Origin of the sequence: Acinetobacter sp. V115_6 (genome assembly GCF_031799025.1) — a bacterium.
In the GTDB taxonomy this organism is placed as follows: Bacteria; Pseudomonadota; Gammaproteobacteria; order Pseudomonadales; family Moraxellaceae; genus Acinetobacter; species Acinetobacter pittii.
In genome coordinates this window covers 1,233,007-1,255,215 of the sequence record NZ_JAVQNO010000021.1, presented here as the reverse complement: position 1 = coordinate 1,255,215, position 22,209 = coordinate 1,233,007, and the positions used below count along the sequence as shown (strand labels likewise).

Here is a 22,209-nt window from a genome sequence, read left to right as displayed (position 1 = left end):
ATATAAGAATGTTTTTATCAAGTATAGAACATTTAATTTAATTGTATATCTGAGGTTTCGAATGAAAAAGATCTTTTTAAATACCACACTACTAGGCTTAATGTATTTGAACATAAGTCATGGAGCCAATGCTCAAAGTACGATAGATATTCCAGAAGCTCCCTCTACTGTAAATGCGGTTTATGTTTCCCAATCGAGTAAAAAAGCTTTAAATCCATCGGAAAAAATTGACCGGCTATATAACCGAAATCTTCAGCAAGAGTATGTACTGCAACGTATGACAGAACATACTTATTTTTTTCAATCTCAATTTTATGGAACGATGTTTTATGTAGGTGAAAAAGGAGTACTGTTATTTGACCCAGTTGAAAATGCTGGAGAAAAGATTTTAAAAGCCATCTCAGAAGTAACAAAATTACCTGTTACAACAATTGTCTATTCGCATGCGCACGCTGATCATATCAGCTCAGCTCCAGTAATTGTTGAAGCTTCTAAAAAGGCAGGTGTCAAAGTACGTATTATTTCATCTGATGCTACAGCAGAGCTTTTAAACCGAATTAAAAGTAAATTACCAAAACCTACGGAAACAATTCCTTTTAAAAATGGTAGTTTTAATTTTGAAGGGGTGAATGTTCAGGTACATGGTTTCAAATATGCAGCACATACTGCCGATACAGGTGTTTGGTTAATTCCAAGTGAGAAAGTTGCACATATTCCCGATTTAATAAATGCCGATCAATTACCTTATTGGGGTTTCGCTGGTGCTGAAGTTCCTCTTTATTTTGAAGAAAATTTAAAAGAATTAAAAAGTTTAAATTGGGTATTTCTGAGTGGTGGCCATGGAAATGTTGGATCTAAAGCTGATGTAGATTTCTATTTAGAGTTCCTAAAAGATATGAAACAAGCAGTGGGCCAATCATATGGCGTAGTGCAGTGGGGAGTAGGAGCTCCTGATCCTCAGAAAACAAATTCACATATGGCCCAGCTACCAGCATATCTTGATGCAATAGGTAATCAGGCAACTGAATATTTACGACCAAAATATGGACAATATTATGGGTTTGAAACTTCAGTTCCAAAGAATGGTGAAATCACAGCTTTATTAATGTATGCCTATCAATAGTAAAAAAAGTCTATACCTAAAATCGGGTATAGACTTTTTATATATTTATTTTAATTAAATATCCTGCATTTCTTTGAGTAGAGGAGGAATTTTTTCGATTAAGAAATCAAGAAAAACCTTTGATGCTGGTAAAGCACCGCTTCGAGATGGAAAGATTAAATGAAAATTTCCAGTTGGAAGTTCCCATTCAGGTAAAACGACGATAAGTTTCTTTTCTAATATCAGGCTTTTGCATTTTAACAAAGGCAGCAAAGCGATACCTTTTCCATCGGTAGCTAAACAATTAAGCAAAGTTAAACTTGCAGCTTTGATAAATGGTTTTATAGGCAAACTTACATTTTCATTAATAGTTTGATTGCTAAAGAACCAAGTTTGATTTTCATTTTCGATATTACTTAACAATTTATGCTTACTTAAATCGCTAGGATGCGTAGGTGTACCATATTGGTTGAGATATTGTGGACTGGCGACTAATACTGATTGTGTATAACCAAGATGTCTCATCACTAAATTGTGATCGCTATCTAAGTTCTGTCGAATACGGATCCCAATATCGACAGATTCTTTAAGGATATCAACTCTCTTGTTAGTGACAATAAATTTAATTTCTACTTTGGGGTATCTATCCATAAATTCAGGAAGAATGAGAGGCATAATTCTTTCTGCAACATCTATAGGAATGCTTACAGTAATTGATCCAATCGGCTCACCGCGTAACTGATCTATTAAGTCATAAACAGTTTGCGCCTCTAAAAGCATTGATTGTACATATTGATAAATCTGCTCACCGATTGCCGTAAGCTTAATTTGTCTCGAGTCTCGTTGTAATAATTTAACGTTTAAATTTTTCTCTAAATTTGAGAGTCTTCTGCTTAATTTTGATTTAGATATACCTGTTTTTTGTTCTACTTTACTTAGACCACCATGTTCGACAATTAAAGCAAAAATATATAAATCATTTAAATCTTTCATCGGTGTTTTAACCTTAATGAACCAATAATTTATCTTACTTCGAACTTTATCTTTGTTGGTTGCATTTTTTGCAACATATGTTCCCGATTATAGGGCTTAAGTGGCAAATATAAAACGAATAAACTCATTTCACGACTTAAAACCCTTATAGGTATGAAATGAAACTTTTACATTTAGACTCAAGTGCTCTCGGTGAATTCTCGGCTACTCGGGAGATTGGGCAAGCAGTAGTTCAAGAGTTAAAAAAACATGGGCCTTTAGAGGTAACCTATCGCGACTTGCATGTAGAGCCACTTCCACATTTTTCAAAACACTTTGATAGTTTGAGTGAAGAAGCACAAGTTGATGAACGTATTCTTCAACAATTTGAAGAAACGGATATTTTTGTACTAGGTGCACCGATGTACAACTTGAGTATTCCCACTACATTGAAAGCATGGATTGACCGAATTTTAATTGCAGGTCGGACTTTCAGATATACAGAGAATGGGCCACAAGGCTTAGTTTCTGGTAAGAAAGTGATTATTGTGAGTGCTCGCGGTAGTGCTTATGGTGATCAATTTCCTATGGATCATCAAGAATCTTATTTAAAAGATATTTTTAATTTCTTAGGTATACAAGACGTATTTGTAGTACGTGCTGAAGGAATGGCTTTTCCAACGCGTTCTCAATCAATTAGTAAAGCAATTAATAGTATTCCACAAATGTTTGCTATTCCTGCTCCAAACTGAGAGAGAATAATCATGACTAGAATTAATAACGCAATCGAAAAAATTATCCAACATCCAAAAGTATTTGGATTTGCATCACTTCTAATGCGGGTAATGATATCTGTAATTTTTGTCTTATCCGGATTAGGAAAGATATTTCAATATTCGAGTAATGCTGGATATATGGAGTCTATGGGAGTGTCGTCTGCATTATTGCCATTAGCAATTCTGGTTGAATTTGGAGGTGGTTTCCTTGTATTGATTGGTCTTCAAACGCGACTTGCAGCATTTCTATTGTTTGGTTTCTCGTTAGTGGCAGCAGTGCTATTTCACAGTGGTTCTGATATGAACAGCCAAATTATGTTTATGAAAAACATTTCAATGGCTGGAGGTCTACTGGCTCTTGTTATCTTTGGTGCAGGCGGCCTGAGTGTAGATAAGAAACTTAAATAATTTCAGAAAGGTAAAGGTACATATTTGTATTTTTACCTTTATTTTTCTATTTAAATAATGGTTGTTATCAATGAGATTATTTTTTTATCCTCATGCCTGTTCAATGGCGATTCATATTGCTTTAAAAGAAACAGGGCAAGTATTTGATACAGAGTTTGTAGACTTATCAACAAAAGTCACTGGGTCCGGATTGGATTATTTAAAGATTAATCCTAAAGGGGCAGTTCCAGCACTTGGACTTGAAAATGGTAAAGTCATAACTGAAGTTACAACAATACTGACTTATTTAGCTGACTTGGTTCCAGAGAAAAATCTAATACCCAAATCTAGTTCTTTTGAACGTTATGAAATGATGAGTCTATTGTCATTTATTAGTATGGATATACATAAAAATTTCTCTGCTTTTTTCTACAAAGAAAAGATTGAGTCTTGGATTGAAGTATCCAAACATAAGTTGTCAAGAAGTTTTGATTTTATTGAAAATAAACTTCAGTCAAATCAGTATTTAAACGGCAATGAAATCTCAATCGCAGATTTCTATTTCTTTGTAATGCTTCATTGGTGTGACTATTTTTCTATAGACTTAGAGAAATGGCCTAAGATTCTCAATTTGAAATATAACTTGGAAAAAAGAAGTTCTATACAAGAAGTTCTAAAGTTTTAATCAAGTTTTTCTCAATAAATTTTATATAGAAAGAGGAACATACGAGTGTTCCTCTTTTATATTTTATAGTCATAAAATAGATTATAGAAATAACGTATTTTGTAGAATGAAATTTAAATAAATAATTAAAATTATACCTTAAAGATAAATTATGTTGTCAAAAGTGAAATTTAAAGTTGTGAATTTGGCAACAAAGATTTGCGTTAAAAAAAATATAATAAGAAAGCGTGAATTAAAAATGAGTCTTTAAGTATTGAAAAAATCATATTTAAAGAGGTTAGTTAACTATTCATTAGCACTCTCATGTTCTATAAAAATTAAAGAGGTATTAATGAAAGATGCACCTACTAATATGCATATTTTTTTTATAAAAACCTATGCACTATTTCAAATGATATTTGCCCTTATATTGTACTGTGGGGGTGCGTATTTAATCTATCTGAATGGATCTAGTTATTATCTGATAACAGGGCTTTTACTTTTAGTCTCAAGTTTTTATTTATTCAGAAATAAATTGCTAGGAGCTAAAATTTTTGCTGGCGTCTTTATTTATACTTTAATATGGACAATGTGGGAGGTAGGTGATCGATACTGGGGGTGGATACCTAGGGTTGCAACAATTGCTATTTTTACTTTATTTTTAACTTTGCTTTTACCTTATATTGAACAAGGAGTTAGCAAAAGAATCTCTCGTATTTTAACAGGTCTAGTCATTTTATGTTTTATTATGGCGGGTGCATTAGCTTGGTTTCCACATTACTCTACATTTGATCAAAACCAAATTCCAAATACAGCTCTTACTCAATACCATTCGGATAATCAACAGCCTACTGAAGATTGGCGGTATTATGGAAGAGATGCGCAGGGAACCCGTTTTTCACCCACTAATCAAATTACCCCTGAAAATATTAATCAATTAAAACAAGTCTGGGTAACACGTACAGGAGATATGCCTCCTGTAGATAAAAAAAATAAATGGGCTGCCCAAACAACACCAATTAAAGTCAATGATGCTCTTTACTTGTGTACTGCTACCAATAACATGCTGAAATTAGATGCGCGTACTGGTAAGAAAATTTGGGAATATAAGCATAATTTAGCTTATGAAAAATTACCGTCGACCGCAGTGTGTCGCGGTGTCACGTTCTATACTTCAAAAGTAATTCCTGAGAATGAAATATGTCATGAAAAGGTGATTGAAGGCACGCTAGATATGCAACTTATAGCGGTAGATGCAAAAACAGGAAAGGAATGTCCCCAATTTGGTACAAACGGACATGTGAACTTGCTAGAAGGAATTGGTCATACAGTTCCAGGATTCATGGCTGTTACATCGCCACCCCCTGTAGTAAATGGAGTAATTGTAGTCAACCATAAAGTTCAAGATAACCAACGCCGTACAGCTCCATCCGGGGTAATACGTGCATATGATGTTGATACTGGCTCTCTTAAATGGGCTTGGGATGTAAGACAACCAAATCGACATGGATTACCTCCAAAAGGTGAAACCTATAGCCGTGGTACGCCTAACTCTTGGACAGTTATGACTGTTGATGAAAAATTAAATACAGTCTATGTTCCAACAGGAAGTTCGGCGCCCGACTACTATAGCGCTTTACGTACAGAAGAAGAAAATCAAGTTTCTACCGCAATTGTTGCATTGGATGCTCGAACAGGGTTAAAAAAATGGAGCTTTCAAACTGTTCATAAGGACGCATGGGATTATGATTTAGGATCACAAGCAACTCTACTTGATTATAAAGATCAATCAGGAAAGATTGTTCCAGCGCTCATTATGCCAACAAAAAGAGGACAAACATTTGTATTAAACCGAATTACAGGCAAACCCATTTCAAAAGTTGTCGAGCGCCAAGCTCCTGAATCTGTTATTCCAGATGATGTGCGTTCGCCTACACAACCATGGTCTGTAGATATTCCTCGATTAGGGTTTTCAGATTTAACAGAATCAAAAATGTGGGGCATATCACCAATTGATCAAATGCTTTGTCGTATTAAATATAGACAAGCATATTATGTTGGTGAATTTACTCCTCCTACGGTTAATAAACCATGGATTCAATATCCTGGATTTAATGGTGGTAGTGATTGGGGAAGCATAGCCTATAACCCTAAAAATGGTATTTTGATCGCTAACTGGAGTAATACCCCAATGTACAACCAGTTGGTTGCAAGAGCTAAAGCAGATCAAGAAGGTATTTTACCGATGGATGATCCGAAATTTAGTGCTAAGAAAAATGGCTCAATTGCGGCAATGGCTGAATCGCCTTATGCAGTAAATGTTCAACCATTCTATGCTCCAATTACCAATGTATTATGCAATGAACCGCCTTATGGCATGGTTACCGCTATTAATATGAACACCAAGAAAGTGATTTGGCAAAAACCTTTGGGAACAGCAGAGCACAATGGTCCATTTGGATTGCCAACATATTTACCTATTAATATTGGTACACCTAATAATGGTGGGCCTATTATTACAGATGGTGGAGTTGTATTCGTTGCTGCTGCAACTGATAACCGTTTGCATGCCTTTGACAGTAAAACTGGTAAGTCGATCTGGAGTGCCAAATTACCTGCGGGTGGACAAGCAACACCTATGACTTATTCTATTGATGGAGAGCAGTATGTTGTTATTGTTGCAGGTGGCCATTACTTTATGCAAACACCGCCCGGTGACTATGTAGTTGCTTTTAAACTAATGAAAAAATAAATTTAAAATCTTTTACCAAGTTCTATTTTTTAGAAAAAGAGGCCATAAAAGGTCTCTTTTTTCTTAGTTTTACTGCTTGAGGTGTGGTGGCATAATTGGGCGGCACCGCATACTTAAAGCCATTTTTGAAACTAAATAGATTTACCCGCAGGCTTGCCACATGGCAATTGAGTATAGAAAATAGCTGCTTTAAGAACTTTTTGATTTGGTTTTTAGTTTGGAAACTCATGCGTTAAAACCAAGTGCCGACATGGTTTTAAATCTGATTGATGGCTTGATGTTTCAAATTTTAAGCTCAAAAAGTTTGGAAGAAAGGGATGTGGTAGTGGAGAGGTTTTTTGACAGAGTCGAACTCTGTTAAGTGTGAAGCTTTATTTTTTTTTATAAAGTCTTATATGTTTTAAAGCTTATCAAATCATAAGGTTTGTTATTCAATAAAAGAAAACAATTGATTCTATGGTTAATTTTTTTAGATTTGCTAGCTGGTTTTTTAATAAACATATATTATTTTAACAGCTGAATAAATTTAGTAATTATATTTTATGGAAAATAAAACATGTAAATTATGTGATCAAGTTAAAGAGCTTAAAAATTCGCATGTAATTGGGAAATCAGTATTTCGAGAGCTTCTAAAAAGGAGTAATACGCATTATGGCTTGGTAACTGAACCAGAGAATAAAAGAATAATTAGATCAACAGATCAATGGGCATCAATGATGCTATGTAATGATTGTGAAAATTTGCTAAATTCTAGATATGAAAATTATGCACTTTGGGTCTTAAAAAATAAGCAAAAAGGGGTCAAGCATAAGATTCGCCTCCAATATTTGACGATTGTACCAGTTAATCAATATCGCTTAATTATGTACGTTATTTCAATAATTTGGAGAGCAGCTATTTCTCAACATAAAGTTTTTAGACAAGTGAAATTCTCAACAGAAATTACAGAATATTTGAAAAAATGTATATTAGGAGAAGTAACTTTAGACCATAATCTTTTTTCTGTGAGAATATCAAAATTGATAGATTCTAGAAATTATTATACAGAAGATGTAATACAGGGAGTTATCACTAATCTTGCACCTAGATCAAATGGTAAAAATATCTCATATTTAATGGTGTTTTTAGGTTATTGTTTTGAAATAAAATTAGGATGTGAAGAGATAAATGAATTGTATGAAATAGGTGTTCTACGAAAAAAGAAAAGCATTTTACATATTCCTTATGTAGACATGTTAAGTATCCCTGAGGTTTTTCGATCTTTAAAAGTTACTAAGGAAATTGCTGAAAAATATCCACAAACATTAAATTTTTTAAATTAAAGATCCTTTCACAAGATAAACTTTAAGAAAATGGATGAAATTGTAATATTAAAGAACCTCTGATTATAGAAAAATGCTTTTACTTAATTCTTATGTACTTTTATAGGCAAGATTGATCAAAGATTTCCTTGTTCTCTTTTTTCAAAGCTTTTTGCCATTCTGGTTGTTTTTCTTTGAGCCATTTATTTAAATCAGGTTCTTGCTCAATACTATGCTTTACAGCTTTTATATAAGTTGGGTTATTAACAAACTTACTCATTAAACATAAAGTATTTAATGCAACTGGTCTTACAGACTTTTCAAGTTTGGACTCTGCACTTGCCTGGTCATCATATCTTTTTAATAAACCAAGCTTAAATAAGGCATCCTCATATAATTGGTTGGTTAAAGCTGTAGGAGCTTGTTTTGGGGCTAAAGCATAAGTACCAGCATCGAGATTGAAGACAGTAGGTAAAAAAGTAGCTTGAATATCTAGTTCTTCTTGTGGGGTTGGCTTAGCACTACAAGCAGTAGTAAAAATATGTAAAAGGCAAATTAATAAATATTTCTTCATTCTAGAAGATTCCTTTATTTATCTTTTATTGAAAATAGACCCTGTAGAGGACCGATACTAAGTATAAGTTATATGAGAAGAAGTGTAAGTAAATTGCACTATTGTCCTTAAAAAAAAGCTCCTAAAGATGGGATTTTTTATATTACACATTGCTCAAAAAACATACAGAAACCTCCCTAAAACGAGTTGGAACGCTACAAACGCGAATGATACTTTAAGTTTCACTCTTCCAAATAAGTGAGGTGAGCAATGAAATTGTTAGCTTTGATTAGTATGGGAGTTGCAGCGAGTTATTGGTATAAAACTATAAAAGATAGCAAGCCAACTCTTCTGAAACCTAATTTTGATGAAATAGTAAAAAACTTTGTATTAGCAGAATTTAAAGCCTAATGCATTTAATATTCTTAATTAAATAAAAAGCTCATCGGAAGATGGGCTTTTTTTATTGTGATGGATCCTAAAGTTACTTTACTAAAGAAGTCATTTAATTAGATGATCGATTTTTTAGTCATGAAAAAAATAATACAGCTCGAAGAACGGCGTGATATGGTATGTAAACACCTCCAAAAATATGGATTAGATATGTCAGACAATACAACGAAATGGCTTTGTGTAGGTGGTGTACTAAGTGGAGAATGGAGAGAGCAGCAATTAGAAGCTTTTGATGTTGATCCTAATGATTTAAATACTCATAGTTATGAACCAATGAAACTTATTAACCCTGTTACTAAAGCAGAACAGCACTTTTATGTATATACGGAGTTACAGGAACAGGCATATGATAGGGCAATAAATTTTGCCTTATACAAAAATCAATAAGTATGAGAGAGCACTTAGGTGCTCTTTTTAATGAGTGGGTAAGTACTGGTTAAGTAGAAATACAATTAAAAAAGCCCCTCATATCTGAGAGACTAGTCATATCAATTTTCTGGAATGAATGGCTGCAATTTCTTAAAATAACTAAACAAATCAAATTGATAAAAGTAGTTAATAGTATAATAAATCAGTGCACTAATTTATTCTTAGTAGTAGCAGGACCTCAAAATAACTTCCAAGGCACTGTTAATAAGAAATTATTTGTTATTTGGATCAGGTTGATCATTATTCTCAGGCAAATCTTTTACGGTGCCAGGAACTTCTGATGGTTGAGTTTCGGTAGGTGCTTGTGTTGCAGAATGCTTATTCATTTGGGCTTTAATGATATTAGCGTTGTTAGTTGTATTTTGAGAAAAACTTTTAAAACCTGACATTTTTATCTTCTTATCTTCACTAGGGAAAGTTCATACTACGCTTTAAATCACTTTACATTACGGTTGTTTTAAGACTGATATGTGTTGATATGTCATAGAAATGGACTTTATTTCGACTCTATATTTCGTAAATAAAATCAATTATATGTAACCTGTTGAGTCTTATCCTTTAAAACTTGAAATTATCCTATCTCAATTTCAAGTAGGGGTACATAAAGCACACATATATAAATTTTCTCAACGTACAGATGATTAAATTTTAAAAATTAATTTAAATTAGTTGCCTACAAAATATTGATAGTATAAAAATTTTGTTAAGCATAATATGTCTAATTAAATTGGAGCATATTAATGCTAAAAGACATTACAATTATTGATTACCAAGGAAAAGAAACAAGGGCACAGGCAAACTATACAGAGGAAAATACTAATAGAATCAATCATTCATTTAGAGTTCAGAGAGCCAAAGTTGAATATATTTTGTTAAGAGGTGAATTTATTTACCCTACTTTAAATATGGTTTTCAACAGTTCTGATGGCAACAGCTATTATATAGAGTAAACATGATATGTCAGACAATTCAACAAAATGGCTTTGTGTGGGTGGTGTTCTAAGTGGTGAGTGGAGAGAGCAGCAATTAGAAGCATTTGATGTTGATCCTAATGATTTAAATACTCATAGTTATGAAGCAATGAAACTCATTAATCCTGTTACCAAGACAGAACAGCATTTCTATGTATATACAGAGTTACAAGAACACGCATATGACAGGGCAATAAATTTTGCCTTATCCAAAAATCAATAAGAACAAGAGAGCACTTAGGTGCTCTTTTTTTTTAATAAGTAGTCGTTGTATTTAAATCATAGATCTTATAAGTCTAGTATTAGCAGAATTTAAAGCCTAATACATACCGGTAATTTTAATTAAATAAAAAGCTCATCGGAAGATGGGCTTTTTTTTAATTTATAAATTCCATAGAAAATTCACTTATATTGTATATTTTTCAATCAATTAAAATAAATTAAGTAAAATTAATATATTGTTTTATAATGCTTTTTGTCGGAAAATTTTACCAAAAGTTAAAAAAATCTTTATTTTAAATGAAGAGGTTAATGGAAACCTCTTAAATAAAATAAAGGAAATAAAATGGATATTATAAAATTAATAGGCGGAAATCTGCTCGCCGTGGCTTTTGTAACGGGAACTCAAACAGCACATGCAGAATTTAAACGGTTTTCTGTATCTGCTGGATGGTTGCATGTCATGCCACAAGGGAAAGCAAATCCATTCAACATAAATACTGCTGTAGCAAATGGAACCACTGCCAAAGTCGGAACTATTTCTACTTCAGCATTTATGAAATCAATAGACCCTAATGCAACCTTATCAACTGGGGAAAATGCCAAAGAAGTTCTTGATATGGTATTTAGTCATCCAGTCGATGAAAACGGCAATCAGCAACAATCGGTTGGTCAGTTATTAGGGCTTGTAGATGAAAATGACATGGTTTCGCCAGATATCACGGGTACAGCAACCATTAAAGGACTAGAGCAATGGGAAGGTAAAGGCACAGGGCTTGAAGCAGAAGATGTAGACACTCTGGGTTTAATGTTCAATTACTATGTGAATGAGAACGTGTCTTTACAGTTAATCGGTGGGATTCCTCCAAAAGTTGATATTAAGGGGAAAGGAGAAATCAACGCACCGCTATCTGGTTTTGCAAATCCTGAAGGGTTAGCTGCTTTGGTTATAGGGGATAAACTTGATTTATTACAAGACATTCCGATCACTAATCTTGGTAATAAATCGAAAGCTGCTACGGTACGTGCATGGACTCCAGCACTAGAAGCTCAATATCAGTTTGGTAAGGCCGGAGTAAATAAATTCCGTCCATATATTGGTGCCGGAATTATGTATTCACGCTTCTCTAACATTAAGTTAAACGACCAAATTAATTCTGACTTAATTGCTGCGGGTCATATGATTCAGAATGTTCTAGATAACAATGCTGGTGCAGCCTTAGATGGTAAAACCTCAAGTGCAAATCCGTATGTACGAGTTAAAACGACTGATGCGATTGCACCAATTGTGAGTCTAGGCGCTACTTATGACATCACGCCAAATTGGTATGCTGTTGGTTCAGTGTCTTATGCAAAGTTAAATAACCGCGCAAATATTGATGTGATTGATAGCAAAACAGGTAAGCAACTAATTTATGCCTCAACCAAAGTTGATATTGATCCTTTAATTACATATCTAGGTGTGGGTTATCGTTTTTAATATCCTCATTTAAATATTATTCTTTCGTTTAGGAAAATTTACGATTTAACCTGTCGTATTTTCTGTGCATGGAAAGCCCTGCCAAATATCAAGTATTGGCGGGGTTTTTATAAGCAAAGCAGTGTAGTGGTCTATTTGTAAAATCAAGGAAGAACTTATTTTTTTATGATAAATATCTGAAAGAAATAAGCTTTATATGGTTGATTAAAGAAAAACCGAAGGTCACTTGAGAGATTAAATTAAAATATAAGAAATATGGTAAAGTTAAAAACCTAATTCAATACATTAAAATTGATATCAAGCTATTGTAGGAAAAACATGGTTAAAATTAAACCTCACCCAGCAACAAGCGGAAATGCATCGGCTGATCGCCTTTTAACTTTGTTAACTGCTTTTAGAATAGGTGATAAATCTTTAACCCTAGCAGAACTCGCAGAACGAACAGAATTAAATAAAGCAACCATCATGCGCTTAATTGTTTCGCTAGAAGATTTTGGTTTTGTTAACCGTCTTTCGGATGGCAGATATACGCTTGCCAGCGAAGTTATGCGTTTAAATACAATTTATCAAGATGCTTTAGATCTAGAAAGACATGTGGTGCCGTGTTTACAGCAACTTGTTGATGAAACTGGTGAAACTGCTTCATTTTACGTTAAACATGGGGCATATCGTCTTTGCCAATATAGAGTGAACTCTACCCATCGACTGCGTGTTCATATTCAGCCGGGCGAAGTTCGACCAATGGATGGGGCAGCAGGCGCTCAAGCATTGCGATCAACACACGAACAAGTTTTAGCGAGAACTGAACCTTTTTATTCAACGGGTGTAACGGAGCCACATGCTGCTTCAATGGCATTGCCAGTATTTGACGCTCAAAATGATGTGGTTGGAGCATTAGTCGTTTCGGGGCCATCAAGTCGTTTTACTGCGGAAATTGCAAAATCTGTGGGGGATTTTTTCTTCAAAATTGCAGATGATTTAACGAAAAGTTTAGGTGGTAAGAGTATTCGTAATTAATTCTAATATTGTAGATATAAAAAAAGGGGGCTAAATCGTTAGCCCCTTTTTATGTATGTTGTTTATGAAGTACTTTGTGGTTGGCTAAACAAAACAGCTTTCTTTCTAGACATAACGAAAACCATGATAGCCGACACGAGATTTAAGGCTGCAAGTGGAAGTAAGGCAATAGCGTGGCTTCCTGTTGCATCATGAATTGCGCCATAGATATTCACCATCATGCCGCCACCAATCAGGTTAGCGCATGCGCCAATTGCTGCTAGTCCTGCCGCCGTTGTAGTCGGTGACATCCATGAGGATGCTAAAGCCCAGAAAGGTCCTTTCATAGAATAAGCACCAATTAATACGACACTGAGTAAAAAGATTGTGCCAATAAGTGAAGACGTGAACAAAGCAATTAATAAACCAAAAGAGATCATCAATAGTGTGATTGCTGTATGCCAACGGCGTTCATTTTTACGATCAGAACTACGACCCCAAAAAATCATTGCAATAGAAGCTAAGCCATAAGGAATCGCATTTACTAAACCGATTTCTAAATTACTTAAACCAAATGATTTAATTAATTGAGGTGCCCAAACACTCATTGTACTTCCAGCAGCAGAAGCACCAGAATAAATAATGATCATAGACCAAATATATTTATTCCTTAAAAGTTGCCATAGTGAAATATGGCCAATTGGGGTTTTTTGTTGGCGTTCAAACTGTAATCTTTCAACTAACCAAGCTTTTTGTTCGCTATTGAGCCATTTTGCTTGTTCTGGTCGATCAGTGAGAACAAATAGGCAGGCGATACCCAGTAAAACAGCAGGAATGCCTTCTAAAATAAATAGCCAATGCCATCCACGCATGCCTAACCAACCATCTAGGGATAATAAAAGCCCAGATAATGGTGAACCGATAAAGTTTGCACCCGGAATCGCCACCATAAATATTGCGACCATTCTGGCTCTATAGTTTGCAGGCAACCAATAGGTTAAATATAAAATTACACCAGGGAAAAAGCCTGCTTCGGCAGCGCCGAGTAAGAACCGCATAATATATAATGATGTGGAGCTTTCAACGAATGCAGTTGCGGATGATATTACCCCCCATGTCACCATAATTCGGGCAATCCATACTTTTGCTCCAAATTTTTGCATAGCGAGGTTGCTGGGTACTTCAAATAGAAAATATGCAAAGAAAAATAAGCTACTGGCAAAACCAAAAGCAGTAGCTGTTAATCCAAGGTCTTCATTCATTTGTAATGAAGCCATACCAATATTGCCACGGTCAATAATAGCGATGACATAACAAATTGTTAAAAAAGGCAGTAATCGCCACGCCACCTTGCGCATCGTTTCGCGTTCAATCGCACTCGGTTGAGAGTATTCTGTAGACATAAAAAAATCCTTTTTTATATTCAGTATTTTAATTGTTCTCGCATCTAAAAGCTTAGAAACAATTGAGTTCCATGATTAGCTATTGAGTAACTTCCAGTTAGCGATAGCTCGTGGGTTTAGTAATTGGCCATCCCAAATACTCACAATCTGTTCAAGTGCTAAAAGACCGACGCGATTACGTGAATCTGTTGTGTTTGCTCCTATGTGAGGAGTCACAACCAAGTTAGGTAATTCCCATAGTGGATTATCTTTTTCTGGTGGTTCTGAAGAAAAGGTATCTAAACCTGCACCAGCAATTTTATTATTTTTTAGTGCATCAACTAATGCAGCTTGATCAATTAATTCACCACGTGCGGTATTGATTAAGATGCTTGAGCGTTTCATCTTTTCAAATTGGGCATGAGAAAATAAGTGTCTATTCTCTGCTGTAAGTGGGCAATGTAGGCTAATAATGTCACTGGTTTCTAAAAGTTTTTCAAAGTCGTGTTCCTGTTCTACATAATCGAGCTCTGGCAAATTTTGTAAAAATGGATCATATACTTTTACTTTCATGTTTAAGGGAGCCACTAACTTCATGAGTATGCTACCGATTGCCCCTAAACCAATTAAGCCCAACGTTTTGCCATAAAGCTCCACACCATTTGCACTTGCTTTGTCCCAATGACCTTCTCGAATACGTTGGTCTAACCATGTGACTTGTCGAGCAACATTAAACATGAGTGCAAAAGCGTGTTCGGCAACAGATTGTGCATTTGCGCCTACTGCAATAGTGACAGGAATTTTTCGTTCAGCAGCAGCTTGAGTGTCAATTGTGTCAAACCCAACACCATGTTTTGCAATCACTTTTAAATTATCAGAAGCAAAAATCATATCTCTAGAAAGTTTGCCTGTTCGAACAATGATTGCATCAGGTTGTTCATCATGGATGAGTTTTTCCATTTCATCTTTTGCCATGTAGGGTTCAGTTGGAATCAACTGAATATCATGGGACTGAGCATACAGTAACGCATCTGAAGTTAATGTTGGCCCCGTGATAAGAACTTTACGTTTCATTTTGACTTGCACTCCATTTAAGTATTTTGAGCAAAATACGTCCTTAATAATCCATATTATTAAAACGTCATTTCAAAAAAATAGTCAATAGTAAAAATTATATTTGAAAATCGAGTAAATTTTAGTTTAAATTTAATTAAAAATGAAATGACATTTCAAAAAAATGCTGTCATATTAATTTGCACAAGAAAACTGATCTAAGGGAAAAGTTATGGCAATTGGTTTTAGAGTGCTAAAAAACGACAGAAAAGTTGAGCAAAAATGGATTGAGCAATATCGAGATCTACCAGTCGCTAATGTCAGTGACTCAATGAATCGAATGACTTCAGGTGGGGCTCAATTAAGACCAATGCATAAAAAGGGATATCTTTGTGGGCCTGCCATTACAGTTAAGGCTCGTCCGGGTGACAACTTGATGTTGCACTATGCTATTGATATCGCCCAACCGGGAGACGTCATTGTGGTTGATGCTGGTGGCGATCTAACCAATGCATTAATTGGGGAAATGATGGTTGCGTATGCTATTAAGAAAGGTATAGCTGGCATCGTTATTAATGGCGCTATTCGTGATTCGGTTGTCATTGGAGAGGGAGATTTTCCACTTTTTGCGGCAGGAATTTCACATCGAGGACCTTATAAAGACGGACCTGGGGAAATTAATGTTCCTATCGCGATTAATGGAATGGTGGTTGAACCTGGAGACTTGATTTTAGGTGATGAAGATGGGCTTTTAAGCGTGCCTTATGCAGAAGTTGAAGAAGTTTATCTGAAAGCAAGCGCCAAACATGCCGCTGAACAAAAGCAATTAGATCAAATCGCCATAGGTGAAAATGACCGTAGCTGGGTGATTAACAGCTTAAAACAAAAAGGATGTGAATTACCGGAATAAGGTCATTCAAAACTATTCAAACAGGAAGGGAACTAGCGAAGTCAATGATTGAGCTTCGTTAGCCTATCTAAAGTTAATTCAATAATCATTATTTTACTGATTGAAAAATAGGAAATTTCAATTCGGTCTATGTGATTTCGTCTAAAGGAAAAGGACATGAAATATAAAGGGATAATTTCTTTATCATTACTAATGAGTATGACTTTGCAGCAAGCCAAAGCTGAAAGCGAAGATAACTCGGCGTTAAATGAGAAAATAATTAAATTACAACAGCAAATAGACTATCTCATGGAGAGGCAGAATTTAAATCAAAATAACGGAGTGAGTAAAGCGCCTGAGCTAATTCAAAATAAAACCTCAAATACCGAAAAACCTGTTTCGACTGATCAGACTAAAATTAAATTTTATGGAAATATACGTGTTGATGCGGCATATGATTTTGAAGGTTCAACGCGTTCCATTGCGAATAAGACAGGGTCAATACCATTAAACAATTCAAACTCAACAAGTAAATCATTAAATGTTTCTGCCGCGACTTCACGTGTAGGGGTGGATATCGTTAAGCCGACCTCGAAAGGAGACTTGGTTGGAAAGCTAGAAGCCGACTTCATGGGAAGTGGTGGAGATAACGGTAATGGTTCGGTTCGGGTTAGACACGCTTATATTTCACTAGGAAATTGGTTGATTGGCCAGACGACTTCACCTTTTGTGAATAGTGATACAGCTCCAAGTTTGGTTGATTTTACAGGTGCGATGGGCACAGGAACTCAGCGTAATATCCAAATCCGTTATCAGCACATCGTTGATGCCAAACAAAAATTATTATTCGCTTTGGAAGGCGGTGATGTTGAAAATAAAAATGTAGAAGGTGGAAGCCGTTTTCCTGCATTAACCATGCGATATGAATTTAAAAATCCAGATTTTTTGATTCAATTGCACGGCATGCTTCATGAAAATCGAGCAGTTTCTGACACGAATGAAGAGCAAACTAAACTTGCTTGGGGGGCTGGATTAGGCACAAAGTATAAGCTTTCTGAAAATGACTCAGTTGTGTTTAATTATTATCACATAGCTGGCGATAACCGTTACATGCTTTATTCAAAAGATAATGATGCCTTCTACTTTGATCAAAATCGAATGTATTTAAGTGAATTTGATTCTATTGAGTTAGGGTATCTGCGTAAATGGAATGAAAATTTACGCTCTTCTTTATCTGCTGGTAGCCTTATCTATAAAGATTCAAATTTTTCAGAAAATAACCCTGATCAAAATAAAAGGCTCATCAATGCAAGCGTCAATTTATTTTGGACGCCTGTTGAGAAAGTCGATCTTGGTGTTGAATACACCTATGGAAAGAGAGAAACATTTTCAGATTTAGAAGGGAAATTATCTCGAATCAACTTATTAGGTCGATACAATTTTTAATGTAATCACAGCCACTTTAATATCAGAAGTGGCTTTCTTTTATTTGAGAAGGGCTAATATTGTGGAACAAATTAATTATGCGAATGCAAGATCACAATTTTCAAAAGTCATGGAAAGAGTGCTGTTAGGTTACGCCGTAAAAATTACATGAAAAGAGAAAGATGCAGTGGTTCTAATCAGTGAAAAAGCCTACCTTGAATATAAAAATGCAATGTTTGAGCTCAATAAATTAAAAAACAAAGATTTTTAACCCCCAACAATCCGCTTCTCAAGCATCTCCATAAAGGTTTTTAAAATAATATTGTGATTTTTGCCCTTGTGAGTAATTAAACAAATAGGTGTGCTGTAATGCATTTTCTCCTTTGAAACAGCTTGCATAAAACCATCTTCAACCCATTTTTTTGCATAGTGATCGGGTAAAAAACCCAAGAATTTTCCAGTTAAAATCAGAAATGCGATGCCTTCACGGTCACTTGCTGTCGCCTTACAGTCTAAAAGCTGATGCAACTTTGCCGCTTCTGGTGTGATGGCATAATTAGGAAGGATTGCTTGCCATGTTTTTAACTCATCTAAATTCATGTTGCTGCACTGGCTAAACAAGGGATGATTTTTGCCGCAGTACAAAAATGAACTTTCGCTATATAAATCGAAATAGTCTAGACCAGACAATGGCGTCACAAGGGGGATAACGCCTGCGTGCAAACGGTTATCGAGCACACGGCATTCAATATCTGACAAAGTACTCATACTGATATTAATAATAACCTCAGCATGTTCCTCGGCAAGTTGTGTCAACGTGTTGGTGATATAGCCTCTAGGCATAGTCACAAGGTTGTTAATAATACCGATATTAAACTCACCTTTAAGACGGTTATGCATTTGATTGACTTTAGAGCGAAAATCTTCAATCGCTGCTGTGAGCACTTCGATATATTCTAAAATTTCTCGTCCTTCGTCGGTCAGGGCAAAACCTGCACGACCACGTTGACATAGTCGAATGCCAAGACGATTTTCTAAATCACTCATATGCAAACTGATTGCAGAGCGGCTAATACCTAAAATACTTTCGGCAGACGTAAAACTATGACAGTCGCAAACCGTTTTAAATATTTTGAGAAGTTTTATATCAAAATCAGTAACTTGATTTAATTTTTTCGGTTTCATTTAGTTTTGTTTTTTTAAATCTAAACTCAAGATAATTTGAATTTATCAAACTTATCACGCTATGTACACTCAAACCATAATTTGAAAATAAACAGGAATGGTTATGTTTGATACGGATAAATTCAGCGACTCAGAGCATACTTTGGATACGGTTCAAACTAATAATAATATGCACATAAATTATCAGGCACACTGGATGCCTTTCTCAGCAAATCGAAACTTTGCTAAAGATCCTCGCATGATTGTGGGCGCAAAAGGATCGTACCTGATTGATGATTCGGGTCGTGAAATTTATGACTCACTCTCAGGTCTATGGACTTGTGGTGCAGGTCATACCTTGCCTGAAATTCAACAGGCGGTAAGTGCACAATTAGGTCAGCTCGATTACTCACCAGCTTTTCAGTTTGGCCATCCGTTGTCTTTTAAGTTGGCAGACAAAATTGTTCAGCATATGCCTGAAAAATTACAACACGTTTTCTTTACCAACTCGGGTTCAGAGTCGGCAGATACCGCTATTAAAATGGCACGAGCTTATTGGCGCATTAAAGGTAAACCAAGCAAGACTAAATTGATTGGTCGTGCCCGTGGCTATCATGGTGTAAACGTTGCGGGAACAAGCTTAGGCGGTATTGGTGGCAACCGTAAAATGTTTGGCCAGCTTATGGATGTAGACCATTTACCGCATACCTTACAGCCGAATTTAACTTTTACCAAAGGCTGTGCAGAAACAGGCGGGGTAGAACTTGCCAATGAAATGCTTAAGTTAATTGAGCTACATGATGCTTCAAATATTGCCGCTGTCATTGTGGAGCCTATTTCTGGTTCGGCGGGTTGTATTGTGCCACCAACGGGTTATTTACAACGTTTAAGAGAGATCTGTGATCAGCATGACATCTTGTTAATTTTTGATGAGGTAATTACAGGTTTTGGCCGTTTAGGAACTTGGACTGCTGCAGAATATTTTGGGGTAACACCAGATATTTTGAACTTTGCGAAACAGGTGACCAATGGTGCCATACCTTTAGGTGGCGTGGTGGCAAGCCATGAAATTTACTCTGCCTTTATGCAACAAGACTTGCCGGAACATGCCATTGAATTTACTCACGGTTATACCTATTCGGCGCATCCAGTCGCTTGTGCGGCTGCTTTAGCTGCGCTTGAAGTTTTAGAAAAGAAGAACCTATTAGCTCAATCTGCGGCGTTAGCACCAACTTTTGAAAAAAAGCTGCATGGCTTAAAAGGCGCACCGCATATTTTAGATATTCGTAATTGTGGTTTGATTGGTGCTTTGCAGTTAGCTCCGCGTGATGGCGATGCCACGATTCGAGGCTTTGAACTTGGTATGAAACTCTGGAAAGAAGGGTTCTATGTTCGCTTTGGCGGCGACACGCTTCAGTTCGGTCCAATGTTTAATAGCACAGAAGCAGATATTGACCGCTTATTGAATGCCGTTGGCGATGCACTTTATCAAGTGAATTAAGGCTTATAGACATTTAAAGAGCATCGGTAACATCTCTAGATGCTCTTTAAAAACCAAATGAAAAATACAGTTTGATCTGAAAACTAATTGTAGTAAGGAGTAACAACAATGACAAATGGCCTAGAAGATTTTAGCTATGAAGAAGTTTCAACTGAAAATAGTACGCATAGTGAACAAGCCAAAAAAGTGCTAGGGCATTTCATTCAAGGAAGAATTGTATCTAAAACGGCAAGAAAACAGCCAGTTTACAATCCTGCGACGGGTGAAATTAGTAAAGAAGTCGAAATTGCAGATACTCAAACAGTAAATGAAGCAGTTCAGGTAGCCGAACAAGCATTTCCTGCATGGCGAGATACACCAGTCATTAAACGTGCACGTGTCATGTTTAAGTTCAAACAATTATTAGAGCAAAATGCCGAAAAGATTTGTGCTTTGATTGGGCAAGAGCACGGTAAAATTTCCCATGATGCTCAAGGTGAGTTGCAACGTGGTATTGAAAATGTTGAATATGCTTGCGGCGCACCAGAGCTTTTAAAAGGGGAGTTTTCAAAAAATGTCGGTCCAGATATCGACTCATGGAGCGAGTTCCAACCGTTAGGTGTTGTCGCTGGGATCACACCGTTTAACTTCCCAGCCATGGTGGCTTTATGGATGTTCCCAATGGCACTGGTTTGCGGTAATTGTTTTATTTTAAAACCTTCTGAAAAAGCGCCTTCTGTGGTTTTATACCTTGCAGAATTATTAAAACAAGCGGGTTTACCTGACGGCGTGTTTAATGTGGTCAATGGTGATAAAGAAGCGGTAGATGCCTTATTGCATCATCCTCGCATTCAGGCAGTCAGCTTTGTGGGTTCAACACCAATTGCTGAATATATTTACCGTACTGCAACATCCACGGGCAAACGTTGCCAAGCATTAGGTGGGGCAAAAAATCATGCGATCATTATGCCGGATGCCGATATTGATAACGTAGTCACTTCATTGCTAGGCGCAGCTTTTGGTTCTTCGGGTGAACGTTGTATGGCGTTGTCAGTAGCAGTTGCCATTGGAGATGAAGTTGCCGATGTAGTCATTGATAAGCTGACTCAAGAAATGAAAAAATTGAAGTTTGGTAACTATGCAGATGCAAGCAATGACTTTGGCCCACTGATTACTCAAGCACATAAAGACAAGGTACAAGCCTATATTCAAAGTGCAGAACAGCAAGGCGCAAAAATTGTAGTAGATGGCCGTGATGCAAAACCGGCAGGCTATGAAAAAGGTTTCTTTGTTGGGCCAACTTTAATTGATCAAGTCACACCAAACATGACCAGTTACCAGCAAGAGATTTTTGGTCCCGTTTTGCAAGTTATGCGTGTGAATACTATGCAAGAAGCCATGCAACTCATTAATGAACACGAATATGGTAATGGTACTTGTATCTATACCCGTGATGGGGAAGCAGCACGCTATTTTAGTAGCCATATTCAAGTCGGTATGGTCGGTATTAATGTGCCTTTACCGGTACCTGTTGCTTACCATAGCTTTGGTGGTTGGAAGCGTTCATTATTCGGTGATTTACATGCTTATGGTCCAGATGGTGTCCGTTTCTACACACGCCGTAAAACCATTACTCAACGTTGGCCGTCTGCTCAGGTCCGTGAAGCAAAACAATTTTCAATGCCAACTTTAAATTAATTATTGCAACAAGGGGAAAACAATAAGTTTTCCCTTTTTCATTATCGTAGGATTTTAAACATG

At 36.0% G+C, this 22,209-nt stretch carries 22 protein-coding genes and 2 pseudogenes; 18 read left to right on the top strand and 6 right to left on the bottom strand.

Translation table 11 applies throughout. From position 1 onward, the window contains the following. Positions 1-61 precede the first annotated feature (61 nt). Entirely contained in the window at positions 62-1,123 is a 1,062-nt protein-coding gene (locus RMA94_RS14330) for an MBL fold metallo-hydrolase (protein ID WP_017481061.1), read from the top strand. A gap of 54 nt (positions 1,124-1,177) precedes the next feature. On the opposite strand, the gene RMA94_RS14325 is transcribed toward RMA94_RS14330, so the two are convergent. Then, positions 1,178-2,095, bottom strand: coding sequence for a LysR substrate-binding domain-containing protein (locus RMA94_RS14325; protein ID WP_000654049.1), 918 nt, complete (start codon positions 2,093-2,095; stop codon positions 1,178-1,180). A gap of 158 nt (positions 2,096-2,253) precedes the next feature. Here RMA94_RS14325 and RMA94_RS14320 point away from each other — a divergent pair, with 158 nt between their 5' ends. The 6 genes and pseudogenes from RMA94_RS14320 (at position 2,254) to RMA94_RS14295 (ending at position 7,975) form a co-directional block, all read left to right on the top strand. Then, entirely contained in the window at positions 2,254-2,826 is a 573-nt protein-coding gene (locus RMA94_RS14320) for an FMN-dependent NADH-azoreductase (protein ID WP_017403365.1), read from the top strand. Positions 2,827-2,838: 12 nt separating this feature from the next. After that, positions 2,839-3,258 carry a DoxX family protein gene (locus tag RMA94_RS14315; RefSeq protein WP_017403364.1) on the top strand — a complete coding sequence of 140 codons (420 nt, stop codon included), beginning with the start codon at positions 2,839-2,841 and terminating at the stop codon, positions 3,256-3,258. A gap of 70 nt (positions 3,259-3,328) precedes the next feature. Further along, positions 3,329-3,922, top strand: a complete 594-nt coding sequence (locus RMA94_RS14310) for a glutathione S-transferase family protein (protein ID WP_311083559.1) — start codon at positions 3,329-3,331, stop codon at positions 3,920-3,922. Between the two features lie 331 nt (positions 3,923-4,253). After that, entirely contained in the window at positions 4,254-6,653 is a 2,400-nt protein-coding gene (locus tag RMA94_RS14305) for a membrane-bound PQQ-dependent dehydrogenase, glucose/quinate/shikimate family (RefSeq protein WP_311083558.1), read from the top strand. Positions 6,654-6,762: 109 nt separating this feature from the next. Continuing rightward, positions 6,763-7,014, top strand: a pseudogene (locus RMA94_RS14300) (TetR family transcriptional regulator); the annotation flags it as partial. A 181-nt stretch (positions 7,015-7,195) separates the two neighbouring features. Continuing rightward, positions 7,196-7,975, top strand: a complete 780-nt coding sequence (locus tag RMA94_RS14295; protein ID WP_311083557.1) for a hypothetical protein — start codon at positions 7,196-7,198, stop codon at positions 7,973-7,975. Between the two features lie 100 nt (positions 7,976-8,075). Here the strand turns inward: RMA94_RS14295 and RMA94_RS14290 are convergent, their stop codons facing one another. Further along, positions 8,076-8,528, bottom strand: a complete 453-nt coding sequence (locus tag RMA94_RS14290) for a hypothetical protein (protein ID WP_311083556.1) — start codon at positions 8,526-8,528, stop codon at positions 8,076-8,078. Between the two features lie 249 nt (positions 8,529-8,777). Between RMA94_RS14290 and RMA94_RS14285 the strand changes: the two genes are divergently transcribed. Continuing rightward, positions 8,778-8,918 carry a hypothetical protein gene (locus RMA94_RS14285; protein WP_000770264.1) on the top strand — a complete coding sequence of 47 codons (141 nt, stop codon included), beginning with the start codon at positions 8,778-8,780 and terminating at the stop codon, positions 8,916-8,918. A 192-nt stretch (positions 8,919-9,110) separates the two neighbouring features. Next, positions 9,111-9,347 carry a hypothetical protein gene (locus tag RMA94_RS14280; protein ID WP_061875132.1) on the top strand — a complete coding sequence of 79 codons (237 nt, stop codon included), beginning with the start codon at positions 9,111-9,113 and terminating at the stop codon, positions 9,345-9,347. Positions 9,348-9,601: 254 nt separating this feature from the next. Here RMA94_RS14280 and RMA94_RS14275 read toward each other — a convergent pair whose 3' ends face one another. Next, a complete protein-coding gene (locus tag RMA94_RS14275) occupies positions 9,602-9,778 on the bottom strand; it encodes a hypothetical protein (protein WP_262519633.1) in 177 nt (58 codons plus the stop codon). A gap of 351 nt (positions 9,779-10,129) precedes the next feature. Here RMA94_RS14275 and RMA94_RS14270 point away from each other — a divergent pair, with 351 nt between their 5' ends. From RMA94_RS14270 to RMA94_RS14255, 4 genes are all read left to right on the top strand, one after another. Beyond that, positions 10,130-10,339 carry a hypothetical protein gene (locus RMA94_RS14270; protein WP_311083554.1) on the top strand — a complete coding sequence of 70 codons (210 nt, stop codon included), beginning with the start codon at positions 10,130-10,132 and terminating at the stop codon, positions 10,337-10,339. 7 nt (positions 10,340-10,346) lie between these two features. Further along, the gene (locus RMA94_RS14265) at positions 10,347-10,583 is read left to right on the top strand and encodes a hypothetical protein (RefSeq protein ID WP_013197775.1); all 237 of its coding nucleotides are present in this window, start codon (positions 10,347-10,349) and stop codon (positions 10,581-10,583) included. A gap of 342 nt (positions 10,584-10,925) precedes the next feature. Then, complete coding sequence (locus tag RMA94_RS14260; protein WP_311083551.1) at positions 10,926-12,059, top strand: OmpW family outer membrane protein; 1,134 nt, start codon at positions 10,926-10,928, stop codon at positions 12,057-12,059. Between the two features lie 318 nt (positions 12,060-12,377). Continuing rightward, positions 12,378-13,076 (top strand): IclR family transcriptional regulator, encoded by a 699-nt coding sequence (locus tag RMA94_RS14255; protein ID WP_002113797.1) that lies wholly within the window; start codon positions 12,378-12,380, stop codon positions 13,074-13,076. Positions 13,077-13,138: 62 nt separating this feature from the next. Here the strand turns inward: RMA94_RS14255 and RMA94_RS14250 are convergent, their stop codons facing one another. Both RMA94_RS14250 and RMA94_RS14245 read right to left on the bottom strand, forming a co-directional pair. Then, on the bottom strand, positions 13,139-14,458 hold the full coding sequence (locus RMA94_RS14250) for an MFS transporter (RefSeq protein WP_017399159.1): 1,320 nt from the start codon (positions 14,456-14,458) through the stop codon (positions 13,139-13,141). 75 nt (positions 14,459-14,533) lie between these two features. After that, positions 14,534-15,523 (bottom strand): hydroxyacid dehydrogenase, encoded by a 990-nt coding sequence (locus RMA94_RS14245; RefSeq protein WP_080973570.1) that lies wholly within the window; start codon positions 15,521-15,523, stop codon positions 14,534-14,536. 199 nt (positions 15,524-15,722) lie between these two features. On the opposite strand from RMA94_RS14245, the gene RMA94_RS14240 reads away from it, so the two are divergent. The 3 genes and pseudogenes from RMA94_RS14240 to RMA94_RS14230 all read left to right on the top strand — a co-directional run bounded on the left by RMA94_RS14240 (position 15,723) and on the right by RMA94_RS14230 (position 18,075). Then, positions 15,723-16,400, top strand: a complete 678-nt coding sequence (locus tag RMA94_RS14240) for an RraA family protein (RefSeq protein WP_311083549.1) — start codon at positions 15,723-15,725, stop codon at positions 16,398-16,400. A gap of 156 nt (positions 16,401-16,556) precedes the next feature. Beyond that, positions 16,557-17,825, top strand: a complete 1,269-nt coding sequence (locus RMA94_RS14235) for a DcaP family trimeric outer membrane transporter (protein WP_311083547.1) — start codon at positions 16,557-16,559, stop codon at positions 17,823-17,825. A 61-nt stretch (positions 17,826-17,886) separates the two neighbouring features. After that, positions 17,887-18,075 (top strand): annotated as a pseudogene (locus RMA94_RS14230) (type II toxin-antitoxin system Phd/YefM family antitoxin). Here RMA94_RS14230 and RMA94_RS14225 read toward each other — a convergent pair. Further along, positions 18,072-18,989, bottom strand: a complete 918-nt coding sequence (locus RMA94_RS14225; RefSeq protein WP_068612978.1) for a LysR family transcriptional regulator — start codon at positions 18,987-18,989, stop codon at positions 18,072-18,074. The pseudogene RMA94_RS14230 and the gene RMA94_RS14225 overlap by 4 nt on opposite strands. A gap of 97 nt (positions 18,990-19,086) precedes the next feature. Here RMA94_RS14225 and RMA94_RS14220 point away from each other — a divergent pair, with 97 nt between their 5' ends. Next, positions 19,087-20,469, top strand: coding sequence for an aspartate aminotransferase family protein (locus RMA94_RS14220; RefSeq protein WP_311083546.1), 1,383 nt, complete (start codon positions 19,087-19,089; stop codon positions 20,467-20,469). 108 nt (positions 20,470-20,577) lie between these two features. Beyond that, positions 20,578-22,146, top strand: coding sequence for a CoA-acylating methylmalonate-semialdehyde dehydrogenase (locus RMA94_RS14215; protein ID WP_311083545.1), 1,569 nt, complete (start codon positions 20,578-20,580; stop codon positions 22,144-22,146). Positions 22,147-22,209: the final 63 nt, after the last annotated feature.

Bases quoted from the DNA above. Each gene is read 5' to 3' on its own strand.
- RMA94_RS14330 (WP_017481061.1), top strand. From the start codon at position 62: ATGAAAAAGATCTTTTTAAATACCACACTACTAGGCTTAATGTATTTG.
- RMA94_RS14325 (WP_000654049.1), bottom strand. From the start codon at position 2,095: ATGAAAGATTTAAATGATTTATATATTTTTGCTTTAATTGTCGAACAT.
- RMA94_RS14320 (WP_017403365.1), top strand. From the start codon at position 2,254: ATGAAACTTTTACATTTAGACTCAAGTGCTCTCGGTGAATTCTCGGCT.
- RMA94_RS14315 (WP_017403364.1), top strand. From the start codon at position 2,839: ATGACTAGAATTAATAACGCAATCGAAAAAATTATCCAACATCCAAAA.
- RMA94_RS14310 (WP_311083559.1), top strand. From the start codon at position 3,329: ATGAGATTATTTTTTTATCCTCATGCCTGTTCAATGGCGATTCATATT.
- RMA94_RS14305 (WP_311083558.1), top strand. From the start codon at position 4,254: ATGAAAGATGCACCTACTAATATGCATATTTTTTTTATAAAAACCTAT.
- RMA94_RS14295 (WP_311083557.1), top strand. From the start codon at position 7,196: ATGGAAAATAAAACATGTAAATTATGTGATCAAGTTAAAGAGCTTAAA.
- RMA94_RS14290 (WP_311083556.1), bottom strand. From the start codon at position 8,528: ATGAAGAAATATTTATTAATTTGCCTTTTACATATTTTTACTACTGCT.
- RMA94_RS14285 (WP_000770264.1), top strand. From the start codon at position 8,778: ATGAAATTGTTAGCTTTGATTAGTATGGGAGTTGCAGCGAGTTATTGG.
- RMA94_RS14280 (WP_061875132.1), top strand. From the start codon at position 9,111: ATGTCAGACAATACAACGAAATGGCTTTGTGTAGGTGGTGTACTAAGT.
- RMA94_RS14275 (WP_262519633.1), bottom strand. From the start codon at position 9,778: ATGTCAGGTTTTAAAAGTTTTTCTCAAAATACAACTAACAACGCTAAT.
- RMA94_RS14270 (WP_311083554.1), top strand. From the start codon at position 10,130: ATGCTAAAAGACATTACAATTATTGATTACCAAGGAAAAGAAACAAGG.
- RMA94_RS14265 (WP_013197775.1), top strand. From the start codon at position 10,347: ATGTCAGACAATTCAACAAAATGGCTTTGTGTGGGTGGTGTTCTAAGT.
- RMA94_RS14260 (WP_311083551.1), top strand. From the start codon at position 10,926: ATGGATATTATAAAATTAATAGGCGGAAATCTGCTCGCCGTGGCTTTT.
- RMA94_RS14255 (WP_002113797.1), top strand. From the start codon at position 12,378: ATGGTTAAAATTAAACCTCACCCAGCAACAAGCGGAAATGCATCGGCT.
- RMA94_RS14250 (WP_017399159.1), bottom strand. From the start codon at position 14,458: ATGTCTACAGAATACTCTCAACCGAGTGCGATTGAACGCGAAACGATG.
- RMA94_RS14240 (WP_311083549.1), top strand. From the start codon at position 15,723: ATGGCAATTGGTTTTAGAGTGCTAAAAAACGACAGAAAAGTTGAGCAA.
- RMA94_RS14235 (WP_311083547.1), top strand. From the start codon at position 16,557: ATGAAATATAAAGGGATAATTTCTTTATCATTACTAATGAGTATGACT.
- RMA94_RS14225 (WP_068612978.1), bottom strand. From the start codon at position 18,989: ATGAAACCGAAAAAATTAAATCAAGTTACTGATTTTGATATAAAACTT.
- RMA94_RS14220 (WP_311083546.1), top strand. From the start codon at position 19,087: ATGGTTATGTTTGATACGGATAAATTCAGCGACTCAGAGCATACTTTG.
- RMA94_RS14215 (WP_311083545.1), top strand. From the start codon at position 20,578: ATGACAAATGGCCTAGAAGATTTTAGCTATGAAGAAGTTTCAACTGAA.